This is a genomic window from Euzebya sp. (assembly GCF_964222135.1).
Taxonomy (GTDB): Bacteria; Actinomycetota; Nitriliruptoria; order Euzebyales; family Euzebyaceae; genus Euzebya.
The window spans coordinates 1-16,454 of sequence record NZ_CAXQBR010000046.1; the positions used below are offsets into that span (position 1 = coordinate 1).

At 70.7% G+C, this 16,454-nt stretch carries 20 protein-coding genes and 4 pseudogenes; 14 read left to right on the forward strand and 10 right to left on the reverse strand.

What is annotated here, in order from left to right; genetic code table 11:
* Positions 1-387: 387 nt before the first annotated feature.
* The 3 genes and pseudogenes from ACEQ2X_RS10755 to ACEQ2X_RS10765 form a co-directional block, all read right to left on the reverse strand.
* A pseudogene (locus ACEQ2X_RS10755) lies at positions 388-605 on the reverse strand (type II toxin-antitoxin system HicA family toxin).
* The gene (locus ACEQ2X_RS10760) at positions 606-860 is read right to left on the reverse strand and encodes a type II toxin-antitoxin system HicB family antitoxin (protein WP_370325814.1); all 255 of its coding nucleotides are present in this window, start codon (positions 858-860) and stop codon (positions 606-608) included.
* A gap of 366 nt (positions 861-1,226) precedes the next feature.
* Positions 1,227-1,772, reverse strand: coding sequence for a type II toxin-antitoxin system HicB family antitoxin (locus ACEQ2X_RS10765; RefSeq protein ID WP_370325815.1), 546 nt, complete (start codon positions 1,770-1,772; stop codon positions 1,227-1,229).
* Positions 1,773-1,828: 56 nt separating this feature from the next.
* Here ACEQ2X_RS10765 and ACEQ2X_RS10770 point away from each other — a divergent pair, with 56 nt between their 5' ends.
* The 3 genes from ACEQ2X_RS10770 (at position 1,829) to mobF (ending at position 6,334) form a co-directional block, all read left to right on the forward strand.
* Positions 1,829-2,014, forward strand: a complete 186-nt coding sequence (locus ACEQ2X_RS10770; RefSeq protein ID WP_370325816.1) for a hypothetical protein — start codon at positions 1,829-1,831, stop codon at positions 2,012-2,014.
* Positions 2,011-3,366: a hypothetical protein gene (locus ACEQ2X_RS10775; protein WP_370325817.1), complete on the forward strand. Its 1,356-nt coding sequence runs from the start codon at positions 2,011-2,013 to the stop codon at positions 3,364-3,366. Before ACEQ2X_RS10770 ends, ACEQ2X_RS10775 begins: the two co-directional genes overlap by 4 nt.
* A 202-nt stretch (positions 3,367-3,568) precedes the next feature.
* Complete coding sequence (gene mobF, locus ACEQ2X_RS10780; protein WP_370325818.1) at positions 3,569-6,334, forward strand: MobF family relaxase; 2,766 nt, start codon at positions 3,569-3,571, stop codon at positions 6,332-6,334.
* A 186-nt stretch (positions 6,335-6,520) separates the two neighbouring features.
* Here the strand turns inward: mobF and ACEQ2X_RS10785 are convergent.
* A pseudogene (locus ACEQ2X_RS10785) lies at positions 6,521-7,887 on the reverse strand (NAD(P)/FAD-dependent oxidoreductase).
* Positions 7,888-7,982: 95 nt separating this feature from the next.
* On the opposite strand from ACEQ2X_RS10785, the gene ACEQ2X_RS10790 reads away from it, so the two are divergent.
* Both ACEQ2X_RS10790 and ACEQ2X_RS10795 read left to right on the forward strand, forming a co-directional pair.
* Complete coding sequence (locus ACEQ2X_RS10790) at positions 7,983-8,180, forward strand: MerR family DNA-binding transcriptional regulator (protein WP_370325819.1); 198 nt, start codon at positions 7,983-7,985, stop codon at positions 8,178-8,180.
* 5 nt (positions 8,181-8,185) lie between these two features.
* Positions 8,186-8,371 (forward strand): hypothetical protein, encoded by a 186-nt coding sequence (locus ACEQ2X_RS10795; RefSeq protein WP_370325820.1) that lies wholly within the window; start codon positions 8,186-8,188, stop codon positions 8,369-8,371.
* Positions 8,372-8,771: 400 nt separating this feature from the next.
* Here the strand turns inward: ACEQ2X_RS10795 and ACEQ2X_RS10800 are convergent, their stop codons facing one another.
* The 4 genes from ACEQ2X_RS10800 to ACEQ2X_RS10815 all read right to left on the reverse strand — a co-directional run bounded on the left by ACEQ2X_RS10800 (position 8,772) and on the right by ACEQ2X_RS10815 (position 10,316).
* The gene (locus ACEQ2X_RS10800) at positions 8,772-8,915 is read right to left on the reverse strand and encodes a hypothetical protein (protein ID WP_370325821.1); all 144 of its coding nucleotides are present in this window, start codon (positions 8,913-8,915) and stop codon (positions 8,772-8,774) included.
* A gap of 156 nt (positions 8,916-9,071) precedes the next feature.
* Positions 9,072-9,587, reverse strand: a complete 516-nt coding sequence (locus ACEQ2X_RS10805; protein WP_370325822.1) for a MerR family transcriptional regulator — start codon at positions 9,585-9,587, stop codon at positions 9,072-9,074.
* Between the two features lie 53 nt (positions 9,588-9,640).
* On the reverse strand, positions 9,641-9,844 hold the full coding sequence (locus ACEQ2X_RS10810) for a hypothetical protein (RefSeq protein WP_370325823.1): 204 nt from the start codon (positions 9,842-9,844) through the stop codon (positions 9,641-9,643).
* Entirely contained in the window at positions 9,822-10,316 is a 495-nt protein-coding gene (locus tag ACEQ2X_RS10815; protein ID WP_370325824.1) for a hypothetical protein, read from the reverse strand. Before ACEQ2X_RS10815 ends, ACEQ2X_RS10810 begins: the two co-directional genes overlap by 23 nt.
* A gap of 116 nt (positions 10,317-10,432) precedes the next feature.
* Here ACEQ2X_RS10815 and ACEQ2X_RS10820 point away from each other — a divergent pair, with 116 nt between their 5' ends.
* The 8 genes and pseudogenes from ACEQ2X_RS10820 to ACEQ2X_RS10855 all read left to right on the forward strand — a co-directional run bounded on the left by ACEQ2X_RS10820 (position 10,433) and on the right by ACEQ2X_RS10855 (position 15,423).
* Positions 10,433-10,855, forward strand: coding sequence for a heavy metal-responsive transcriptional regulator (locus ACEQ2X_RS10820; protein ID WP_370325825.1), 423 nt, complete (start codon positions 10,433-10,435; stop codon positions 10,853-10,855).
* Positions 10,852-12,351 (forward strand): MFS transporter, encoded by a 1,500-nt coding sequence (locus ACEQ2X_RS10825; RefSeq protein WP_370325826.1) that lies wholly within the window; start codon positions 10,852-10,854, stop codon positions 12,349-12,351. The genes ACEQ2X_RS10820 and ACEQ2X_RS10825 overlap by 4 nt, the downstream gene beginning before the upstream one ends.
* 35 nt (positions 12,352-12,386) lie before the next feature.
* Positions 12,387-13,208 carry a cation transporter gene (locus tag ACEQ2X_RS10830; protein ID WP_370325827.1) on the forward strand — a complete coding sequence of 274 codons (822 nt, stop codon included), beginning with the start codon at positions 12,387-12,389 and terminating at the stop codon, positions 13,206-13,208.
* 39 nt (positions 13,209-13,247) lie between these two features.
* Positions 13,248-13,487, forward strand: coding sequence for a hypothetical protein (locus ACEQ2X_RS10835; RefSeq protein WP_370325828.1), 240 nt, complete (start codon positions 13,248-13,250; stop codon positions 13,485-13,487).
* 15 nt (positions 13,488-13,502) lie between these two features.
* Positions 13,503-13,892 carry a glycine cleavage system protein GcvH gene (gcvH, locus tag ACEQ2X_RS10840; protein ID WP_370325829.1) on the forward strand — a complete coding sequence of 130 codons (390 nt, stop codon included), beginning with the start codon at positions 13,503-13,505 and terminating at the stop codon, positions 13,890-13,892.
* 104 nt (positions 13,893-13,996) lie between these two features.
* Positions 13,997-14,218 carry a hypothetical protein gene (locus ACEQ2X_RS10845; protein ID WP_370325830.1) on the forward strand — a complete coding sequence of 74 codons (222 nt, stop codon included), beginning with the start codon at positions 13,997-13,999 and terminating at the stop codon, positions 14,216-14,218.
* A 5-nt stretch (positions 14,219-14,223) separates the two neighbouring features.
* Positions 14,224-14,998: pseudogene (locus ACEQ2X_RS10850) on the forward strand (aspartyl/asparaginyl beta-hydroxylase domain-containing protein).
* Positions 14,995-15,423: a cytochrome c gene (locus tag ACEQ2X_RS10855; protein ID WP_370325831.1), complete on the forward strand. Its 429-nt coding sequence runs from the start codon at positions 14,995-14,997 to the stop codon at positions 15,421-15,423. The pseudogene ACEQ2X_RS10850 and the gene ACEQ2X_RS10855 overlap by 4 nt, the downstream one beginning before the upstream one ends.
* A 28-nt stretch (positions 15,424-15,451) precedes the next feature.
* Here ACEQ2X_RS10855 and ACEQ2X_RS10860 read toward each other — a convergent pair whose 3' ends face one another.
* Positions 15,452-15,643 carry a CopD family protein gene (locus ACEQ2X_RS10860; RefSeq protein ID WP_370325832.1) on the reverse strand — a complete coding sequence of 64 codons (192 nt, stop codon included), beginning with the start codon at positions 15,641-15,643 and terminating at the stop codon, positions 15,452-15,454.
* A 30-nt stretch (positions 15,644-15,673) separates the two neighbouring features.
* Between ACEQ2X_RS10860 and ACEQ2X_RS10865 the strand changes: the two genes are divergently transcribed.
* Positions 15,674-15,838, forward strand: coding sequence for a hypothetical protein (locus tag ACEQ2X_RS10865; protein ID WP_370325833.1), 165 nt, complete (start codon positions 15,674-15,676; stop codon positions 15,836-15,838).
* A 383-nt stretch (positions 15,839-16,221) separates the two neighbouring features.
* Here the strand turns inward: ACEQ2X_RS10865 and ACEQ2X_RS10870 are convergent.
* A pseudogene (locus tag ACEQ2X_RS10870) lies at positions 16,222-16,338 on the reverse strand (plastocyanin/azurin family copper-binding protein); the annotation flags it as partial.
* Positions 16,339-16,454: the final 116 nt, after the last annotated feature.

Sequence of the window (16,454 nt, forward strand, 5' to 3'; positions counted from 1 at the left end):
ACGACGACGGAGCGAACACTTCAGGCGACCCCACCCCCGGGAGGTGGTCCCACGACTGGCAACACGGTGGTCCCATCCATCTGGCAGAACCTGCCTCAGGGTGGTCCCATGCTCATGGCAGCTGACAGTCTTGTCGACGTACGATCGCGAGTCCAAGCATTCCAAACGAACATCGGGCTTTCGTTGGGAAGACGGTTGCGCTCGCAACGGGCGTTGTGATGAGCATGTCGAGATCGCCGCCACCGCCATCGCCGAGGTGCTCTTCACCCCACCGACCCGCCCGACGAGCCCCGCCCCGCGCCCCACCACACGGCCGTGGGCACCCGAACCCGACCGGTGGAATCCCCGCAGCAGACGCCCTCGACCTACGTCCCGCCGTGGCCGCCGTCAACCGACGAGGTCGTCGAACTCCTCCTGGGACATGCCGGCCTGTCGGAGGATGGAGCGGAGCGTCCCGCGGGCAACCTCCCGATGATCCGGCACGATGACCGTTCGTCCGGACCCTTCTTCAGCTTCACGTGGCTGCCTCGGCGAGACGTCTCCTCGAACCCAGCCTGCCGCAGAGCGCGCAGAACATCACGGCCGGAGTGGGTTCCTCCGGCCACTCAGACCGCGACGTCGATCTGCTCGATGATCGGCGCTGGGCCTATCACCAGGTCGCCATCCTCGAAGAACAGCTCCAACGCCTCGATCAGGTTGGCCCGGGCCTCATCGTGCGTCGCCCCCTGAGACGCCACGTCGACCTCGAGGCACTGCGCCACGAACAGATCGCCCTCTTGCGAGATCGCGGCAGTAAGGGTTCTCACGTCGTACAGGGTACGCCGTCGCGCGACGTCGCACGGCGGACGGACGTGAAGCATCGGGACCCATGGTGACGGGGCCGGAATCCCACCCCGTCCCACGACCGCAGTTGGTCATAGTTGGTCATGGGAGCTCGGAGACCCTTCACCTACGCCTCCGACGGCGACTCCGCGGTCCACGCATATCCGCTGGTCAGACGAGGCTTGGAGGTGGTGGTGGGCGAGGGGGGACTTGAACCCCCATGTCCGAAGACACACGGACCTGAAAGGTGTCAGGCGGTCCCAGCGCGTCCTCGCGGATCCCGCCAAAGTGGGTCTGCCTGCGGTTATGCGTCCCGCAGTGTCCCGGCCGTCCCCGCCGATTCCAGTGAGTTTCCCGAAAAATGTGTTCGTTCTGTGTTCGATTCGGGTGCCGTCGGCGCGGGCTCAGCCACGGTCCTCGTGCGCAAGCGTCCACATGAGGTCCAGGCTCGACCAGCGGTTCAAGTCCTCGTTGAAGCACCGGTCGTCCTCATCGAAGACCTCCAGCCGACGTTCGGTCGGCACGCCGTAGCGCTCCTCGAACCGATCCAGCTCCTCACGGACCTGGTCCACGGTGATTCGACGGCGGCGGATCTCGACGCCCCCGTGGTCATCGGCGCCCCCGTGGTCATCGGCGCGCTCCGCCCCGGGCCCGGCCGGCACCACTTGCCACGCCTCCATGACGGGGCCCGGCTCGGGCGGATCGGGCTGCATCGGCCCTGTGCTGCCCATTCGCCGTGCGGATGCGTCCCGCGTCTCGATCTCGATGGTCTCGATGACTGGTGCGTCGCCGACCTCGATGTCGCTGTCCTGGAAGAACAGCTCAAGCGCCTCCATGAGGTTCGCGCGGGCGTGTTCGTGGGTCTCCCCCTGGGAGGCAACGTCGACCTCCAAGCATTGGGCGACGCACAGATCTCCCTGCCTGCTGATCGCCGCGGTCAAGGTCCGCATACCCCGAGTCTAGGCGGCGGACACGGCTCGACTCCCAGCCTGATGGGGAGCTCGTCATGACCGGCGTCATCGACGCGCACGGCCACCACGTGACGGTGGAGGGCGACGGTAACGGGGTGGTGGTGGTGGACACCGACCAAGGCGTGTTCGTCGCCCTGTGGCCCAAGGACGCCCTGGCGTTGGCAGCGCAGTTGGCCTTGGCGTCGGTCGGTCCTGACACCGTCGTGGAGGCACGGTCATGACCGGGCACCCCATCATCGACCCCACGTCAGACGGCAGGGACTCGGCCGCCGGGGGGCCGACGCAAGCCCGCGACGTCGTGGCCTTCGGCCAGGAGATCGGCCGGGTCCTCTCCGACGGCCGGATCATCGGTCGAGCCGAGCCATACGCCAAAGTGTTTCCGTCCTCCCGCGAGGTCAAGCGGGCCGTCGGCGTGACCGCCTGGGCGGTGCTCGAGGACATCGCCCTGGACGCCCAACTCGATGACCGCGGCCGACTGGTCGCCCACACCAACGTCCGGCGGATCGCCGACAACCTCGGCCTCTCCAAGAACGCCGTGACCAAGCACCTCGGACGCCTGCGGGTGTACGGCTTCGTGCTGCACGAGGAACAGCGCGAGACACGCTCCGGCCGCTACGTCGCCTCCTGGTACGTCCTTGACCCGTCGGCCTGCATCGAGCGGTTCACCACCACCCCGACCCTTGAGCACGACCGCGAGAACGGGCTGGTCAGCCCGTGTCCCACAATCGGGGACACGGCGGCCGGCGACCCGTGTCCCACATCTTGGGACACGGAGTCCGATGACCCGCGTCCCATGTCCTGGGACACGGGCGAAACCGCCACCGTGTCCCATGTCACGGGACACCGTGAAATGGGCCAATGCAAAGACAGTGCTGTTGCTGAAGAAGAACACCTGCAGCACGCGCGCGAGGCGGACCCGGCCGGTGTGGTCGACCGGCTGGTCGAGGTCGGGCTGGATGCTGCGGCTGCCGAGAGCCTGCTGGCCGAGCACGGCCAGGAACTGGTGGAGGCTGCGTTGGCGGCGTTGCCGTGGGACCGGGTGCGCAACCCGGCCGGCTGGCTGGTCAAGGCCGTCAGGGACGGCTGGGCCGTCGAGGCCCAGCAGCGCCGCCAACGCGAAGTACAGCCCTCGCCTCGGGTACCAGACTACGAACCGCCGTCTGTTGAGCCTGAGGGGCTGGCGCACGAGGCCTGGGCCGCGTTCGCGGTCACAGTGCTGGACGACCGATCGCTGGCGGAGGCGATCGCCAAGGTCACCACCCCCGTGGCCGGCATCGGCCGCCGGTCGGTCCCGGTCGCCGTCGGCGAGTTGGGAGGCTGGGCCGCCAGCGCCTTCGCCGCATCGTGTGGCGGGTCGCTGCGCGACGCCCTGACCGACGCCCTGCCTGACGCCGAGCCCGTCCCCTTCGACCGCTCGCTTTCGTTCGTGGAGATCCCCGCAGTCGACGTCGCGCCCGACTGGCAGACCCGGCTGGCCGACGCGGTCAAGTTCGCCGACGCCCAACGCGACATCGCCGCGGAACCTCAGAACCCTGGGCGCCGGCGCGACGCCCAACTGGAGGTCGCCCGATGACCCCTCGCATCAGCCTCGTCCCTTCCGACCGTCGTTGCTTCGACGCCAACCGACCGTCACTGTCCTACCCCAGGTCTGCTGTCGCCCCAGCTCTGGTGAGCACGTCGCCACGTTGGTCCGGCGACACCGCGACTCAAGCCCCCATTGGAGGACACAGACTTGCACTCCCCGGTGCGGCCCGCTGCGCGGGGGGTGGTCGGCGGTGCTGAACATCGGCAAGCTCGCCGTTGGCGGCGGCGAGTACTACCTGGAGGTCGTCGCCTCCGGCGTGGAGGACTACTACCTCGGCGCCGGCGAGGCCCCGGGCTGGTGGACCGGCGCTGCCGCCCACCGGCTCGGCCTGTCCGGCCGGGTCACCGCCTCCGACCTGCAGGCCGTCCTCGCCGGGCAGCACCCCCGCACCGGCCAGCGGCTGCGACGCGGTGACGGCAAGCCGCGGCTGCCCGGGTTCGACCTGACCTTCCGCGCACCCAAGTCGGTGTCGCTGCTGTGGGCGCTCACGCCACCCGAGATCGGCGAGGAGGTCCGGGCCGCCCACGACCGGGCCGTCCAGACCGCCCTGACCTACCTGCAACGCCACGCCCTGGCCACCCGACGCGGCGCCGGCGGCACCGAGATCGTGGACGTCGATGGCGCGGTGGCGGCGGCGTTTCGGCACCGCACCTCCCGCGCCGGCGATCCACTCGTCCACACCCACGTGCTGGTCGCCAACCTCGCCCACACCCCCGACGACGGGCGGTGGCGCACCCTCCACGGCCGCCGGCTGTACCAGCACGCCAAGACCGCCGGCTACGTCTACCAAGCCGCCCTGCGCCACGAGCTCACCATCGCCCTCGGCGTGGCCTGGGCGGCGCCGGTCAACGGCACCGCCGACGTGGACGGGGTGCCGCGGGAGGTGATCGACCACTTCTCCCGCCGCCGAGCCGACATCCTCGCCGCTCTCGACGCTGTCGGGCAGTCCTCGGCCAAGGCCGCCCAGGTCGCCACCCTCACCACCCGGCAGCGCAAGGAGTACGGCGTCTCACACGCCACCCTGTACGAGCGCTGGACCGCCCGTGCCGAGGCGATCGGGTTCGGCACGCAGCGGCTCGAGCGGTTGCTGTTCACCGAGACCCGCCGCCTCCTCGACGGCGTCGACGTCGACCGCATCACCGACCAGCTGGCCGGCCCAGACGGGCTCACCGCCACCACCTCGACGTTCACCCGACGCGACGTCGTGCGGGCGTGGTGCGACCGGCTCCCCCGCGGCGCCACCCTGGACGTCCTCGAGCAGCTCACCGACGCCACGCTCGCCCACGACACCGGCGTCTTCGTCCGCCTCACCCCACCGCACCTTCGTCCAGGCACCGACACGCCAGAGGTCGACCAGGTGCTGCAGCGGCTGTCGGCCGCAGCCGCGGTGCGCGCCGAGGACTGCCCGCCGCTGCGCGACACCGTCACGGCCATCCTGACGCACTCCAAGGTCCGCCCCGACGTGCTGGCTGACCGGCTCTTGGCCGAACCCCTCGACGATGCCCGCGACCACCTCGGCGTCCTGACCTGGCGCGCCCGCATCCACGCCACCCAGTTCAACATCCCACTCGACACCACCCCAACCCCCGGCAGCACCACCGGCACCGACCGGTTCACGTCGCTGCGGCCGGACGAGACTGTCTACTCCACCCCGGATCTGCTCCGCACCGAGCAGCAAGCCCTCCACCAGGCCACCACCGCGGTCGCCACCGTGGCCTGCGACCCCGCTGTGGTGGACGCCGCCCTGGCAGGCAACGTCCGTCTCAGCGACGAGCAGGCGGTGATGGTCCGCCAGATCACTACCGGCGTCCAGGGCGTCCAGGTCGTCGTCGGCCGGGCCGGCACGGGCAAGACCACCGCCCTGGCTGCCGCCGTCCCGCTGTGGCGACAGGCCGGCTGCACCGTCGTGGGGGTCGCGTTGGCTGCCCGTACCGCCCAGCAGCTCGGCGAGGAAGCCGGCATCCCCGCCGCTACCATCGACCGGCTCCTCGCCGGCCTGGACGCCAACCCGCCCCGCCACACCGACGTCATCGTCGTCGACGAGGCCGCCATGGTCGGCACCCGCACCCTCGCCCGACTCATCGATCACACCACCGCCGTCGGCGCCCGCCTGGTCCTGGTCGGCGACCACCACCAGCTCCCCGAGATCGACGCCGGCGGCCTCTTCCGTGCCCTCGCCCGTCACCCCCACACCGTGGAGCTGACCACCAACCGGCGACAGCACGACCCCGCCGAACGCGCCGCCGTCGACGCCATCCGCGACGGCCACGACACCACCGCCGTCGACCACTTCACCCACCCCGCCCGGCACCAGTCCCACGAGACGGCCGAAGACGCCATCCGGGCCGTCGTGGAGGGCTGGTGGGCCGATCGGCAGGCCGGCCTGACCACCACCATGCTCGCCGCCCGCACCGACCAGGTCGACTGGCTCAACACCCTCGCCCGCCAACGGCTCGCCGACGCCGGCCACCTCTACGGCCTCGACACCCCGATCGGCACCCGCCAGTACCGCATCGGCGACGCCATCCTGTGCCTGCGCAACGACCGGCGACTCGGCGTCCTCAACGGCACCACCGCCGTCATCGACGCCATCGACCCGGCGACGCTGACCGTGCACGCCACCACCACCCACGGACACGCCATCACCCTGCCCGCCAGCTACACCGACGCCGACGGCATCACCCACGCCTACGCCACCACCGTCCACAAATCGCAAGGCCGCACCGTCGACACCACCCACGTCCTACTCGACGACACCGCCTACCGCGAGATGACCTACGTCATGCTCTCCCGCCACCGCCACACCGCACGAATTCACCGCACCCAGGACCCGGCCGTCGAGTCCGACGGCCTCCACCCCACCGCCACCCAACCCATCGCCACCGCCGACATCTCCACCGCCCTTCGACGGACGCACGCCCAACGACTCGCCCACGACGCCGCTCCAGCGCGCTGACGTTCGCGATGTGCAACTCCGGCGGCTACTCGATCGCGTCGGCGGCCCCGATCGATCACCACCCACGCGACCTCATGGATATTGTCCCTGTGGCTTCGCGCGTGGCGGCGCAGCGCCTTGAGCGCCTCGACGACGGAAACGTCGCGTTCGGCGCTGATGATGCTAGGCCGTCTGCTGTGAACAGCGTCAAGAGAGCATCGACCCGAGGTCGGAGCCGACGGTGGGGTAGGCGGCGGTCATGGACTTCAGCTGGCGGGTGGTGAGGCTCAGCTTCATCGCCAGCGCCAGGATGTTGATGAGCTCGGCGTACTCCGGGCCGAGCAGGTGGGCGCCGACGACGGTGTCGCTCGCCGGGTCGACGAGGATCTTGGTCGCCGCGGTAGTCTCGCCGACTCGGTAGTTGGAGAACCAGCTGCTGGTGTCGTGGTGGTGCACCTCGATGTCGAGGCCGCGGTCCCGGGCGTCCTGCTCCAAGAGTCCCAGCCGCGTCAGCTCGGGGATGGTGAACACGGTGCTCGGCACGCCGTCGTAGTCCGGAGTCGTGGTATGGCCCTTCAGCATGTTGGAGGCGGCGACCTTGCCCTCGAACACCGCCACCGGGGTCAGCGGTGCGCCGATGGTGTCGGCCGCGTCGCCGGCGGCGTAGACCGCCGGGTTGGTCGTGCTCTGCAGGTGCCCGGCGACGGTCACCCCCTGCTCGCCGTGGGCGACCTCGGCGGCGTCCAGGTCCAGCTCGTCCAGCTGCGGGACGCGGCCCGCGCCGTGGACCACCAGGTCGGTGTCGACGGTGGTGGTGTCGCCGTCGGTGGTCAGGGTCACCCGGTAGCCCCCGTCGAGGCGGTCGATGCCGGTGATGGCGGTGTCGCGGCGCATCTCGATGCCAACCTCGGTCCCGCGGTCGACGAGCCGCTCGACGAGGTCGGGGTCGAAGCCCTTCAACGGCCGCGGGCCCCGGTCGACGATCACCGGGTGGCTGCCGGCGCGGGCGGCGATGTGGGCGAACTCGAACGACACGTACCCACCGCCGATGAACAGCACCCGGTCGGGCAGGTCGGTCAGGTTCATGAAGTCGGTGCTGTCGATGACGTGCTGCGCACCGGACAGATCGAGCGGTCGCGGCCGTGCGCCCGTGGCGATCAGGGCGTACCGGAACGCCAGCGCCTTGCCGTCGACGGTGAGCCGGTCGCGGGCGGTGAAGATGGCGGTGCCGTGGAGGGTCGCCACGCCGTTGCCTGCCAGCCCGTCCTCAATCCGCTGCGGGACGGGTCGGTGAACCCGCGCTTGTGCGCCATCAGGTCAGCCCAGTCGATCGTCAGGCCGCCCTCGTCGATGCCCTTGCCGCCTAGCAGCCGTGCGCTGTCGATGATCTCCGCGCCGCGTCGCAGGATCTTCTTGGGATCACACCCGCGCAGCGCGCACGTGCCGCCGTAGGGCAGCGCGTCGACGATGGCCACCCGCCAGCCGGCCGCCGCGCATTTGTTGGCCGCGGACACGCCGGCCATGCCCGCGCCGACCACGACCAGGTCGTACGAGTCGGTGGTGGTGTCGGGCATCGGCAGCTCCTGCAGCGGCGGTTGGCGCCGGTCGACCGTAGGGATTCCCCTAGGCTGGAAGGTCAAGTGCCGTCATGTCCGAGAGGTGTTCGACCGTGCTGATCGGTGAGCTCGCATCCGCCACCGGCGTCTCCGCCAAGACCCTGCGCTACTGGGAGGGCGTGGAGCTGCTTCCGGTGCCTGACCGCACCACCGGTGGCTACCGCGATTACCCCCGGGAGGCGGTCGACAGGGTCTTGTTCGTCCGTCGCGCCAAGCTGGCGGCCTCACCCTGCGCCAGATCGCAGAGGTGATCCACGTGAGGGACGCCGGTTCGGCCCCCTGCGGGCACACCATGCAGTTGGTCGACGCCCGTCTCGTCGAAATCCAGGGCCGCCTGGACGAGTTGCAGGCGACGCAGGCTGCGCTGCGACGACTGCGCCAGCGGTTGGCTCGGCTGGACCCAGCCGAATGCGATCCCGCTGGCGTGTGCTCCGCGATCTGACGACCGGCGGACTCGGCCGTCATGGCGCTCGCAGGTTAGCTGTCGCCGAGGCCATGTCGACGTCTCGCTGTAGTCCTCCCACCAGGGAACCGGGCGGCGGCATCGTCATCAGGTCGTTTGTCGGCGGCCCTGGCCCATGATCAACAGCTCGCTAAAGCGGAGCAGAACATCACCCGTGGCCTGCGGGATGCCGCTGCCGGGCTGGGGACCGCGGTTCCGGGGACGACGGCAGCACCGCCATCGACTCCCTCGACCCGAGGACTATGGGAAGCGTTCACCATCCCCAGCCAACCCGCCTCGGGCTGCTGCTAGGTGCATCCCGGGCATGAGGTACAGCTATCGGCCGGTCGCCTGGGCGCGCCTCCTCGAGCCGTTCTGTCCGAGGAGGCGCACACGCCGGTCAGCCGGTGGAGGAGTGGGTCTTCTGGATGTTGTCGACCACTTCGTCAAGCGTCGTCCCCTGGGTCTGTGCGGCCCGCTCGAGGTCCTGCTTGGTGATCTGGTCGGGCTTCTCGGTGTTCGGGTTGCCGCATCCACAACTCATGCACATCGTCGGTGTCCTCCCTGTCGTCTTCGGTCGTTCGGTCCACTGCCGGCTCGACTTCTCGGTCACCCGCAGCAGTCGCAGCCGCACTGGCAGGCTGACCCGGTGTCGGTGGCGCAGCCGCAACCGCACTGCGGCTCGGCCCTCGGCAGCTCTTCACGCACGCTGGCGCTCACGATGATGATCCCTCCTCTCCTGACTCGTCGTGTCGGTGTGGTCGGTGGTCCTGTCGTGTGGACGGATCTGGACGAGTTGGACGGTGTCGACCTGTGGCAGCTCGGGAGCGCATCCGCAGCCTTCCCCCGGCTCGGGCGCCGCGGCGAGGCGCTCGCTGACCTCTTGCAGCTGCTGCAGGAAGGTCGCGGCCTCCTCCACCTGCTCGCGCACGGCGACGATCTTCTGCTCGACGAGCTCCCGGAGCTGCCGCCGCGTCGTCGCGCACTCGCCGACGGCCCAAACTGCGACCAGGTCGCGGATCTCATCCAGACTCAACCCCATGCGCTTGGCCCGCCGGATGAAGCGCACCCGCGCCTCGTCCTCGGCGTCATACAGCCGGTGGCCGGCAGCCGTGCGGTCGGGCTGCTCCAGCAGACCGATGTCCTCGTAGTACCGGAGGGTGGCGCTACTGAAGCCGGTGCGATCGGCGAGCTCGGCGATCCGGAAGCTGTCCATCGATAGCCACCGTAGGTGTTCAAGTCGACTTGAAGTCAAGCGGCACGTCGCGACTACCGCTGGCCGCCGGGCCAGGTGAGCAGCGGCGCGTTGATGACCACGCCGGGCTGCTCGAGGGTCACCTCGCCGGCGGCCTCGGCGTCGTCGATCTCCGCAGCCGAGGTCAGCACGCGCGGCTCAGCGTCCGCGGCCCAGGTGACCAGCACCAGCTCGCGCAGCGGCGCGTAGCCCTCGTCACCCGGCGCGGTGGCGAACACGTCGGGTTGGAAGCCCAGCGGGACCGGCCGGCGTGTCCTCCGGCGTGACGCCGTTGGTGAAGACGTACAGCGGGGAGCGGGCGCTCTCGGGGACGTCGGCGAGACTGAGCACGACCGGCACAGGGGAGCCCATCATCCCCTCCAGCGTCTGGGCGATGTCAGGGTCGGAGGCCTCGGGGTGGACGAACAGCACCTGCTCGCCGTCGTGGTAGCCGAACACCGGTGGCAGCCGTGGCGCATCGGCGGCCATGGAGCCCATCTCGCCCTCTGACTCCATGGGCTCCGCCCCCATCGTCGCCTCCTGCGTCGAGGTCATGGAGCGGCTGTCGGTCGTCGCGGTGGCCCCAGCCGTCGCGTTCGGCCCGCCCGCCGCATCGTCGTCGCCGGCGCAGCCCGTCAGCAGCAGCACGGAGCCGGCGACGAGGTGGAGCGCCAACGCACGGACGTGCGGCCGGTGGCGGATGGCTGCCATGACGTGCTCCTGCCGGTCGGAAGAGGAGCACGACCGTACGGCCTCCACCAGGGTGGAAGGTCAACCCCGAAGCCACATGGGACATTCCAGTCTAGTGGAGGGTCTAGGTTGGGTGAATGCGCATCGGCCAGCTCGCCGACCGGTTCGGCCTCAACCCCAAGACCATCCGGTACTACGAGTCCATCGCGCTGCTGCCGGAGCCGGCACGCACGGCCAGCGGCTACCGGGTGTACGGCGAGGCCGACGCGGAGCGGTTGTCGTTCATCCGGACCGCGCAGCGGCTCGGGCTGTCGCTTGACGACATCCGCGAGATCCTCGGCTTCCACGAACGCGGCGAACGGCCCTGTGGGCACGTCGTCGCGCTGCTGCGCCGCCACACCGCGGAGCTGGACCAGCGCATCGCCGAGATGCAGGATCTGCGCGCCGAGCTGACCGCCCTGGTGGCCCGCGCCAGCGACCTGGACGACGGCACGGGCACCTTCTGCGGCGTCATCGAGCACCACGTCGAGCACGCCGCGCCGGCCGCTCGCCGTCGATGACGAGCCAGCGGCGGACGCTGGTCGCCGCGATCCTGGGGTTGGGGGTCACCACGCTGGACGAGACGGTCGTCTTCGTGGCCCTCCCGGCGATGGAGCGAGACCTCGGGTTCGGGTTGCTGGGTCAGCAGTGGATCGTCAACGCCTACCTGCTGCCCCTCGCAGCCCTGCTGCTGCTCGGCGGCTCCCTGGGTGACCGGTACGGGCGACGACGACTGTTCCGCACCGGCCTGCTCACCTTCGGTGGCGCATCGCTGGCGGCCGGGTTGGCACCAGCCGCGGCCGCCTTGTTCGCCGCCCGAGCGGTGCAGGGCATCGGGGCGGCCATGCTGATGCCGGCCACGTTGGCGCTGGTGACCTCGACGTTCGCGGATGAGGAGCGTGGCGGGGCCATCGGCTCATGGGCCGCATGGGGTGGCGCGGCTGCCGCGATCGGTCCGCTGGTGGCCGGCGTGGCCATCGATGTGCTGTCGTGGCGCTGGATCTTCGTCCTGCCGATCCCGCTCGTCGCGGCAGCACTGGCGTTGTCCCGCGGCATCGAGGAGAGCCGCGACGAACGAGTCGAGGGTCAGCCGCTCGACGTGTGGGGGGCGGCACTGGCCGCGGTGGCCCTGGGTGCGCTGTCGTTCGTCGTGCTGCAGGGGCCGACGACGGGCTGGACGTCCCTGTCCCTCAGCACGGGGATCGTCATCGCCGTGGCGGGCCTGGCCGGCTTCCTCGTGCGGGAACGACGGGCGACGCAGCCGCTGCTGCCGCTGGAGCTGTTCGCCAGCCGCAACTTCTCCGCCGGCAACGCCACGACGCTGGCCATCTACGCGGTGTTCAACGGCAACTTCTTCATCCTCAGCATCTACCTGCAGACGGTCCTGGACTACAGCGCCCTGCAGGCAGGCGCCGCGACGTTGCCCGTGACGCTGCTGATGATCGCCCTCTCCTCCCGGATCGGTCGCGCCAGCCAGCGGATCGGTGTGCGGGCACCGATGACCGCAGGACCGGTGGTGGCAGCCGTCGGCCTGGCGTGGCTGGCCTATCTGGAACCAACCGACCCGTACTGGACCGGCGTGCTGCCCGGCGTGGTGCTGTTCGGCGTGGGGCTGGCCACCACGGTCGCCCCCTTGACGACCGCGGTCATGACGGCTGTCCCCGAGCACCGGGCCGGCGTGGCGTCGGGGGCCAACAACGACGTCGCCCGAACGGGCGGGCTCATCGGCGTCGCCCTGATGGGGCTGGCCTTCGGCGTGACGTTCAGGGCCCACCTGCCGCCAGCGGGCCCGGAAGGCCGTCCTGACAACCAGGTCGTGGCGTCCGCCCGTGACCGGCCCACCAGCGCCCTGGAGGGCCTTCCTGCCGATGTCCCCGACGACGTCGTCGCCGACCTGCGAGCCGCCTCGGTCAGCGGCTACCGCACCGCCATGGCCGCCGGTGCGGCCCTGGCGACGATCGGCGGGCTCATCGCCTTCGCCGGCGTCCGGAACCGCCCCGACGACTCCGACACTTGACCTTCCACGTGGGTGGAGGGCCTACGGTGGGCGGCATGGCGCACCGGACGTTCGAGGTGGACGACATCCACTGCGACGGCTGTTCGCGGACGATCCGCAACGCCCTGTCAGACGTCGGCGGTGTGCAGGACGTCCGGCCGGAGTCCCGGACCAACCAGGTGGCGGTCACCTACGACGACCAGCAGGTGGACGAGCAGACGATCGCCCAGGTCCTGGCCGACGCCGGCTTCCCGGTGCAGCGAACCCTCACCGACGACCAGACCGCCGAGGCCGGCGGCGCAGACGCCGATGACGGCCAGCGCTCGTGGTCGCGGTACGCCCTGCTGACCGCAGGGGTCCTCGTCGTGGCGCTCGCCGGCTACGCCGGCTACGAGCTGTACCCCCGCTTCGACCTGCCCGCGCTCGAAGGTGCTGGCCTGCTCGTCCTGGCCGCCGGTGCGGGGATCGCGTCGTTCTTCGCACCCTGCTCCTTCCCCCTGCTGGTCACGCTGCTGTCCCGGCAGGCCGGCCGATCCGATGAGGGCGAGGGCCGGCCGGCGGTGTTCGCCGCCGCCCTGGCCGGCGGCGCCGCGCTGTTCCTCGTGGTCCTCGGTGCGCTCATCGCCCTGGGCGGCAGCGCCTTCGCGGCGGGCGTCACGTTCACCAGCACCGTCGGGATCACCCTGCGGATCATCGTCGGCACTGCGCTGATCGTGCTGGGCCTGGTGCAGCTCGGCGTGCTCGCCGACTCGCCCTTCCGCACCGTGGAGCGGGTCACCAAGCGCCTCAACCGGAAGCAAGCCAAGCTGCGACGCCAGCACCCGGTGGCGGGGTTCACCGCCTTCGGCTTCTTCTACCTGGCGGCGGGCTTCGGGTGAACGGGGCCCATCCTGGCCGGTCTGGCCGGGCAATCGCTCGTGACCGGCGGCGTCGCCGCCGCGTCGGTCGCCTTCGGGCTCGCCGCGATGGTGATCGTGGTCCTGATGTTCACCGCCGCCTTCACCGTCTCCCGCGCGGAGGAGGCCACCGTGGAGCGGATCCAAGCCACCGCGCCCACGATCAAGCGGTGGGGCGGCGCCGTCCTGGTCGGTGTAGGCCTGTGGTTCGTCTCGCTCGCCGTCTTCGCCGACTTCTTCGCCCAGATCTTCCCCGTCTAGACGGCAGGATCGACCATGACCACCAACCCAGCGGATCTGCGCTACCACGCCGGGCACACCTGGGCCCGCACCGAGGACGACGGCCACGTCCGGGTCGGCATCACCGACCACGCCCAGGACGAGCTGGACACCGTCGTCTACGTCGACCTCCCCCAGCCGGACAGCCGAGTCGAGCAGGGCCAGCCGTTCGGCGAGATCGAGTCGACCAAGACCGTCCGCGACCTCATCGCCCCCGTCAGCGGCACCGTCGTGGCGCGCAACGACGCGCTGCAGGACGACCCGGAGCGGGTCAACCGCGACCCCTACGGCCAGGGCTGGATGATCCTGATCGACATCGATGACCCCGACCAGCTCGACGGACTGCTGACGGCGCAGGAGTACCGCGACACCACCCGGACCGGGTGACCAGCACGTCATCCCCCTCGACCACTGCATGCCGCCGTGAGCCAGAGATCATACGGGACCACCGGTTCCACGGAGACGATGGCCGGTGCGGCGTTCGGGACCTGATGCCCTGGGCTGGTGGCGAGGTCGTCGACGTCCGAGCCAACGATGGGCGGCCCGACGCCTTCACCTCCTACCTCGCCGGCTCGCGGATGCTCTTTCAGGTGGTCACCGGATCCGACGGCCGTCTGCACCACCAGCAGATGGTCAAGCCCGGACACGACATCGGGTACCCGTGCGACTACCCGCGCCTCCGCCCACCTCGCCGTTCGACCGACAAGGACTGAACCGCATGACCGCGCTGCTCCGCCGCCTGATCCCACTCATCCAGCGGGCGGTGCAGGGCAACCGGGTGGTGCCAGACCTGGTGCACCGGCTCCTCGGCCGCTTCTCGCTGGTGGGCACCGAGCCGTTCCTGGACCCCGATGCGTTCCCGTGGACCCACCTGCTGGAGTCGCACTTCCCGGCGATCCGGGCGGAAGCCGAGCAGGTCCTGCGGGTCCGCGACGCCCTGCCCAACTTCCAGGACATCGCCCCCGACGACATCCAGCTGAGCGACGACGACCGGTGGAAGACCTACTGGTTCGTCGGCTACGGGGTGTGGGACGACGCCAACTGCATCCGCAGCCCGCGCACCGCCGCGGTGCTGCGCGCCATCCCCGGCCTGACGACGGCGTTCTTCTCCATCTCGCGCCCGGCAAGCACCTGCCCACGTCGGGCCCTACCGCGGGGTGCTGCGCCACCACCTGGCCCTGATCGTCCCCGAGCCGGCCGACCGGGCCGGCATCGAGGTGGGCGGCGAGATGCGCCACTGGCAGGAGGGCCGGTCGCTGACGTTCGACGACACCTACGTGCACCGGGCGTGGAACGACACCGACGGCGTCCGGGTGGTGCTGTTCTGCAACATCGTCCGGCCGCTGCGGTGGCCGCTGTCGTGGCTGAACCGGCTGATCATCGCCTCGGTCGCCCGATCCCCGTTCGCCATGCGAGCCCGCGCCCAGCACGTGGTCCGGGAGCGCGAGTTCGCCGCCCAGTGGGCCAAGCACGCCGAGGTCGAGGGCGGATGACGCGTGCCGCCTCGACCGTCGTCATCCTCCTCGCCGTGTCCCTGACCGGCTGCGCCACCCAGGACGGCGGGTCGGCCGGTGACGACGAGACGGCGGTCGCCCGCGGCGAGGCGATCTACGAGACCAGCTGCATGGGCTGCCACGGCGGAGGGGCGGGCGGTGCCATCTCCGACATCCCGCCCCGGCACAACGCCCAGGGCCACACCTGGCACCACGCCGACTGCGAGCTGCTGGACATCATCGCCGACGGGCTGCCCGACCGACCCGGCCTGCCCGAGGACGCCCCGACGATGCCCGCCTTCGCCGATGACCTCGACGTCCAGGACCGCCGGGCGGTCCTGGCGTACATCAAGACCTGGTGGACGCCCGACCAGCTGGCGTCGCAGCAGCGCACCACCGAGCAGGTCTGCGGCACCGCCGGCTGAGGCGCGGACGCCCGGCGCGCGTGGGTGGTCACGGTGACAGCGGCACGAGCACCGCCGTCAGCCCCAGCACGACGGTGAACAGCGCCAGCTCCGCGGTGACCAGACGGTGCATCCGCGGAGTGGCGGCCTCCTGCGCCGCCACGATGGTGGGGACCAGGCGGAAGTGGGTGTGGGCTCCCGCGGCACCGACCGCGCACACCGCCGCCAACTTGGCCAGCATGCTCGCAGGCCTGGCGCGCTGGCGGCAGTGGTGGCCTACGCCAACGTCACCTCCTTCGCGCAGCTCGCCGCGATCTACACCGAATCCGGCGGCACCTATATCCATGCGCGCGGACGGCTGGGCGGCTACTGGGGCTTCTTGGCCGACTGGAGCTTCGTGGTCGGCAAGACGGCGTCATTGGCGCCATGGCGCTGACCTTCAGCGCTTACGTCCACGCCGACTTCGCCCGTCCGCTCGGGTCGCGGCGGTTGTGATCATGACGGGCGCCAACGTCCGCGGCGTGGAGCGGACCGCACCGCTCAGCCCTCGATGTGGATGCCCCCAACGGGGGTGTCGCCGGTGGGCAGGGGCCGCCGGCAACCCGCCTACCGCACCCGCCATCGTGCCGAGCCCCGACGCACACGATCGGCGGGGCGGCCGGCGTCTACGCGGTCGTGCTGACCAGCGCGCGCGTAGCCGGCGAAGGCGAGTTCGGCGCGCTGCAGTCCGGAGGCTTGCACCACCCTGTCCATGGCCCGTCGCGAGTTGTCGTCATGGTCGCCGACCTCCGCGGGCCATCGGGTTCAGCTCGTTCGCGGTCAGGACGCCGCGAGCACCGTGAGGGTCGTCTCCATCCCGGACTGCCGGTGACCGGGCACCGAGCAGTAGACGGTGTAAGTCCCGGGCTCTTCGATGGTGAAAGCTCCGCGGGCGGTTTGCCCTGCGTCGAGCTATACCCAGATGTTGTGGATGACAGGTTCGAAAACGAGGGCGGCGTACCCTCCCGAAGTCCTGAAGTAGATCGCCGGGTTGCAGCCCGGTGGGAGGAGTA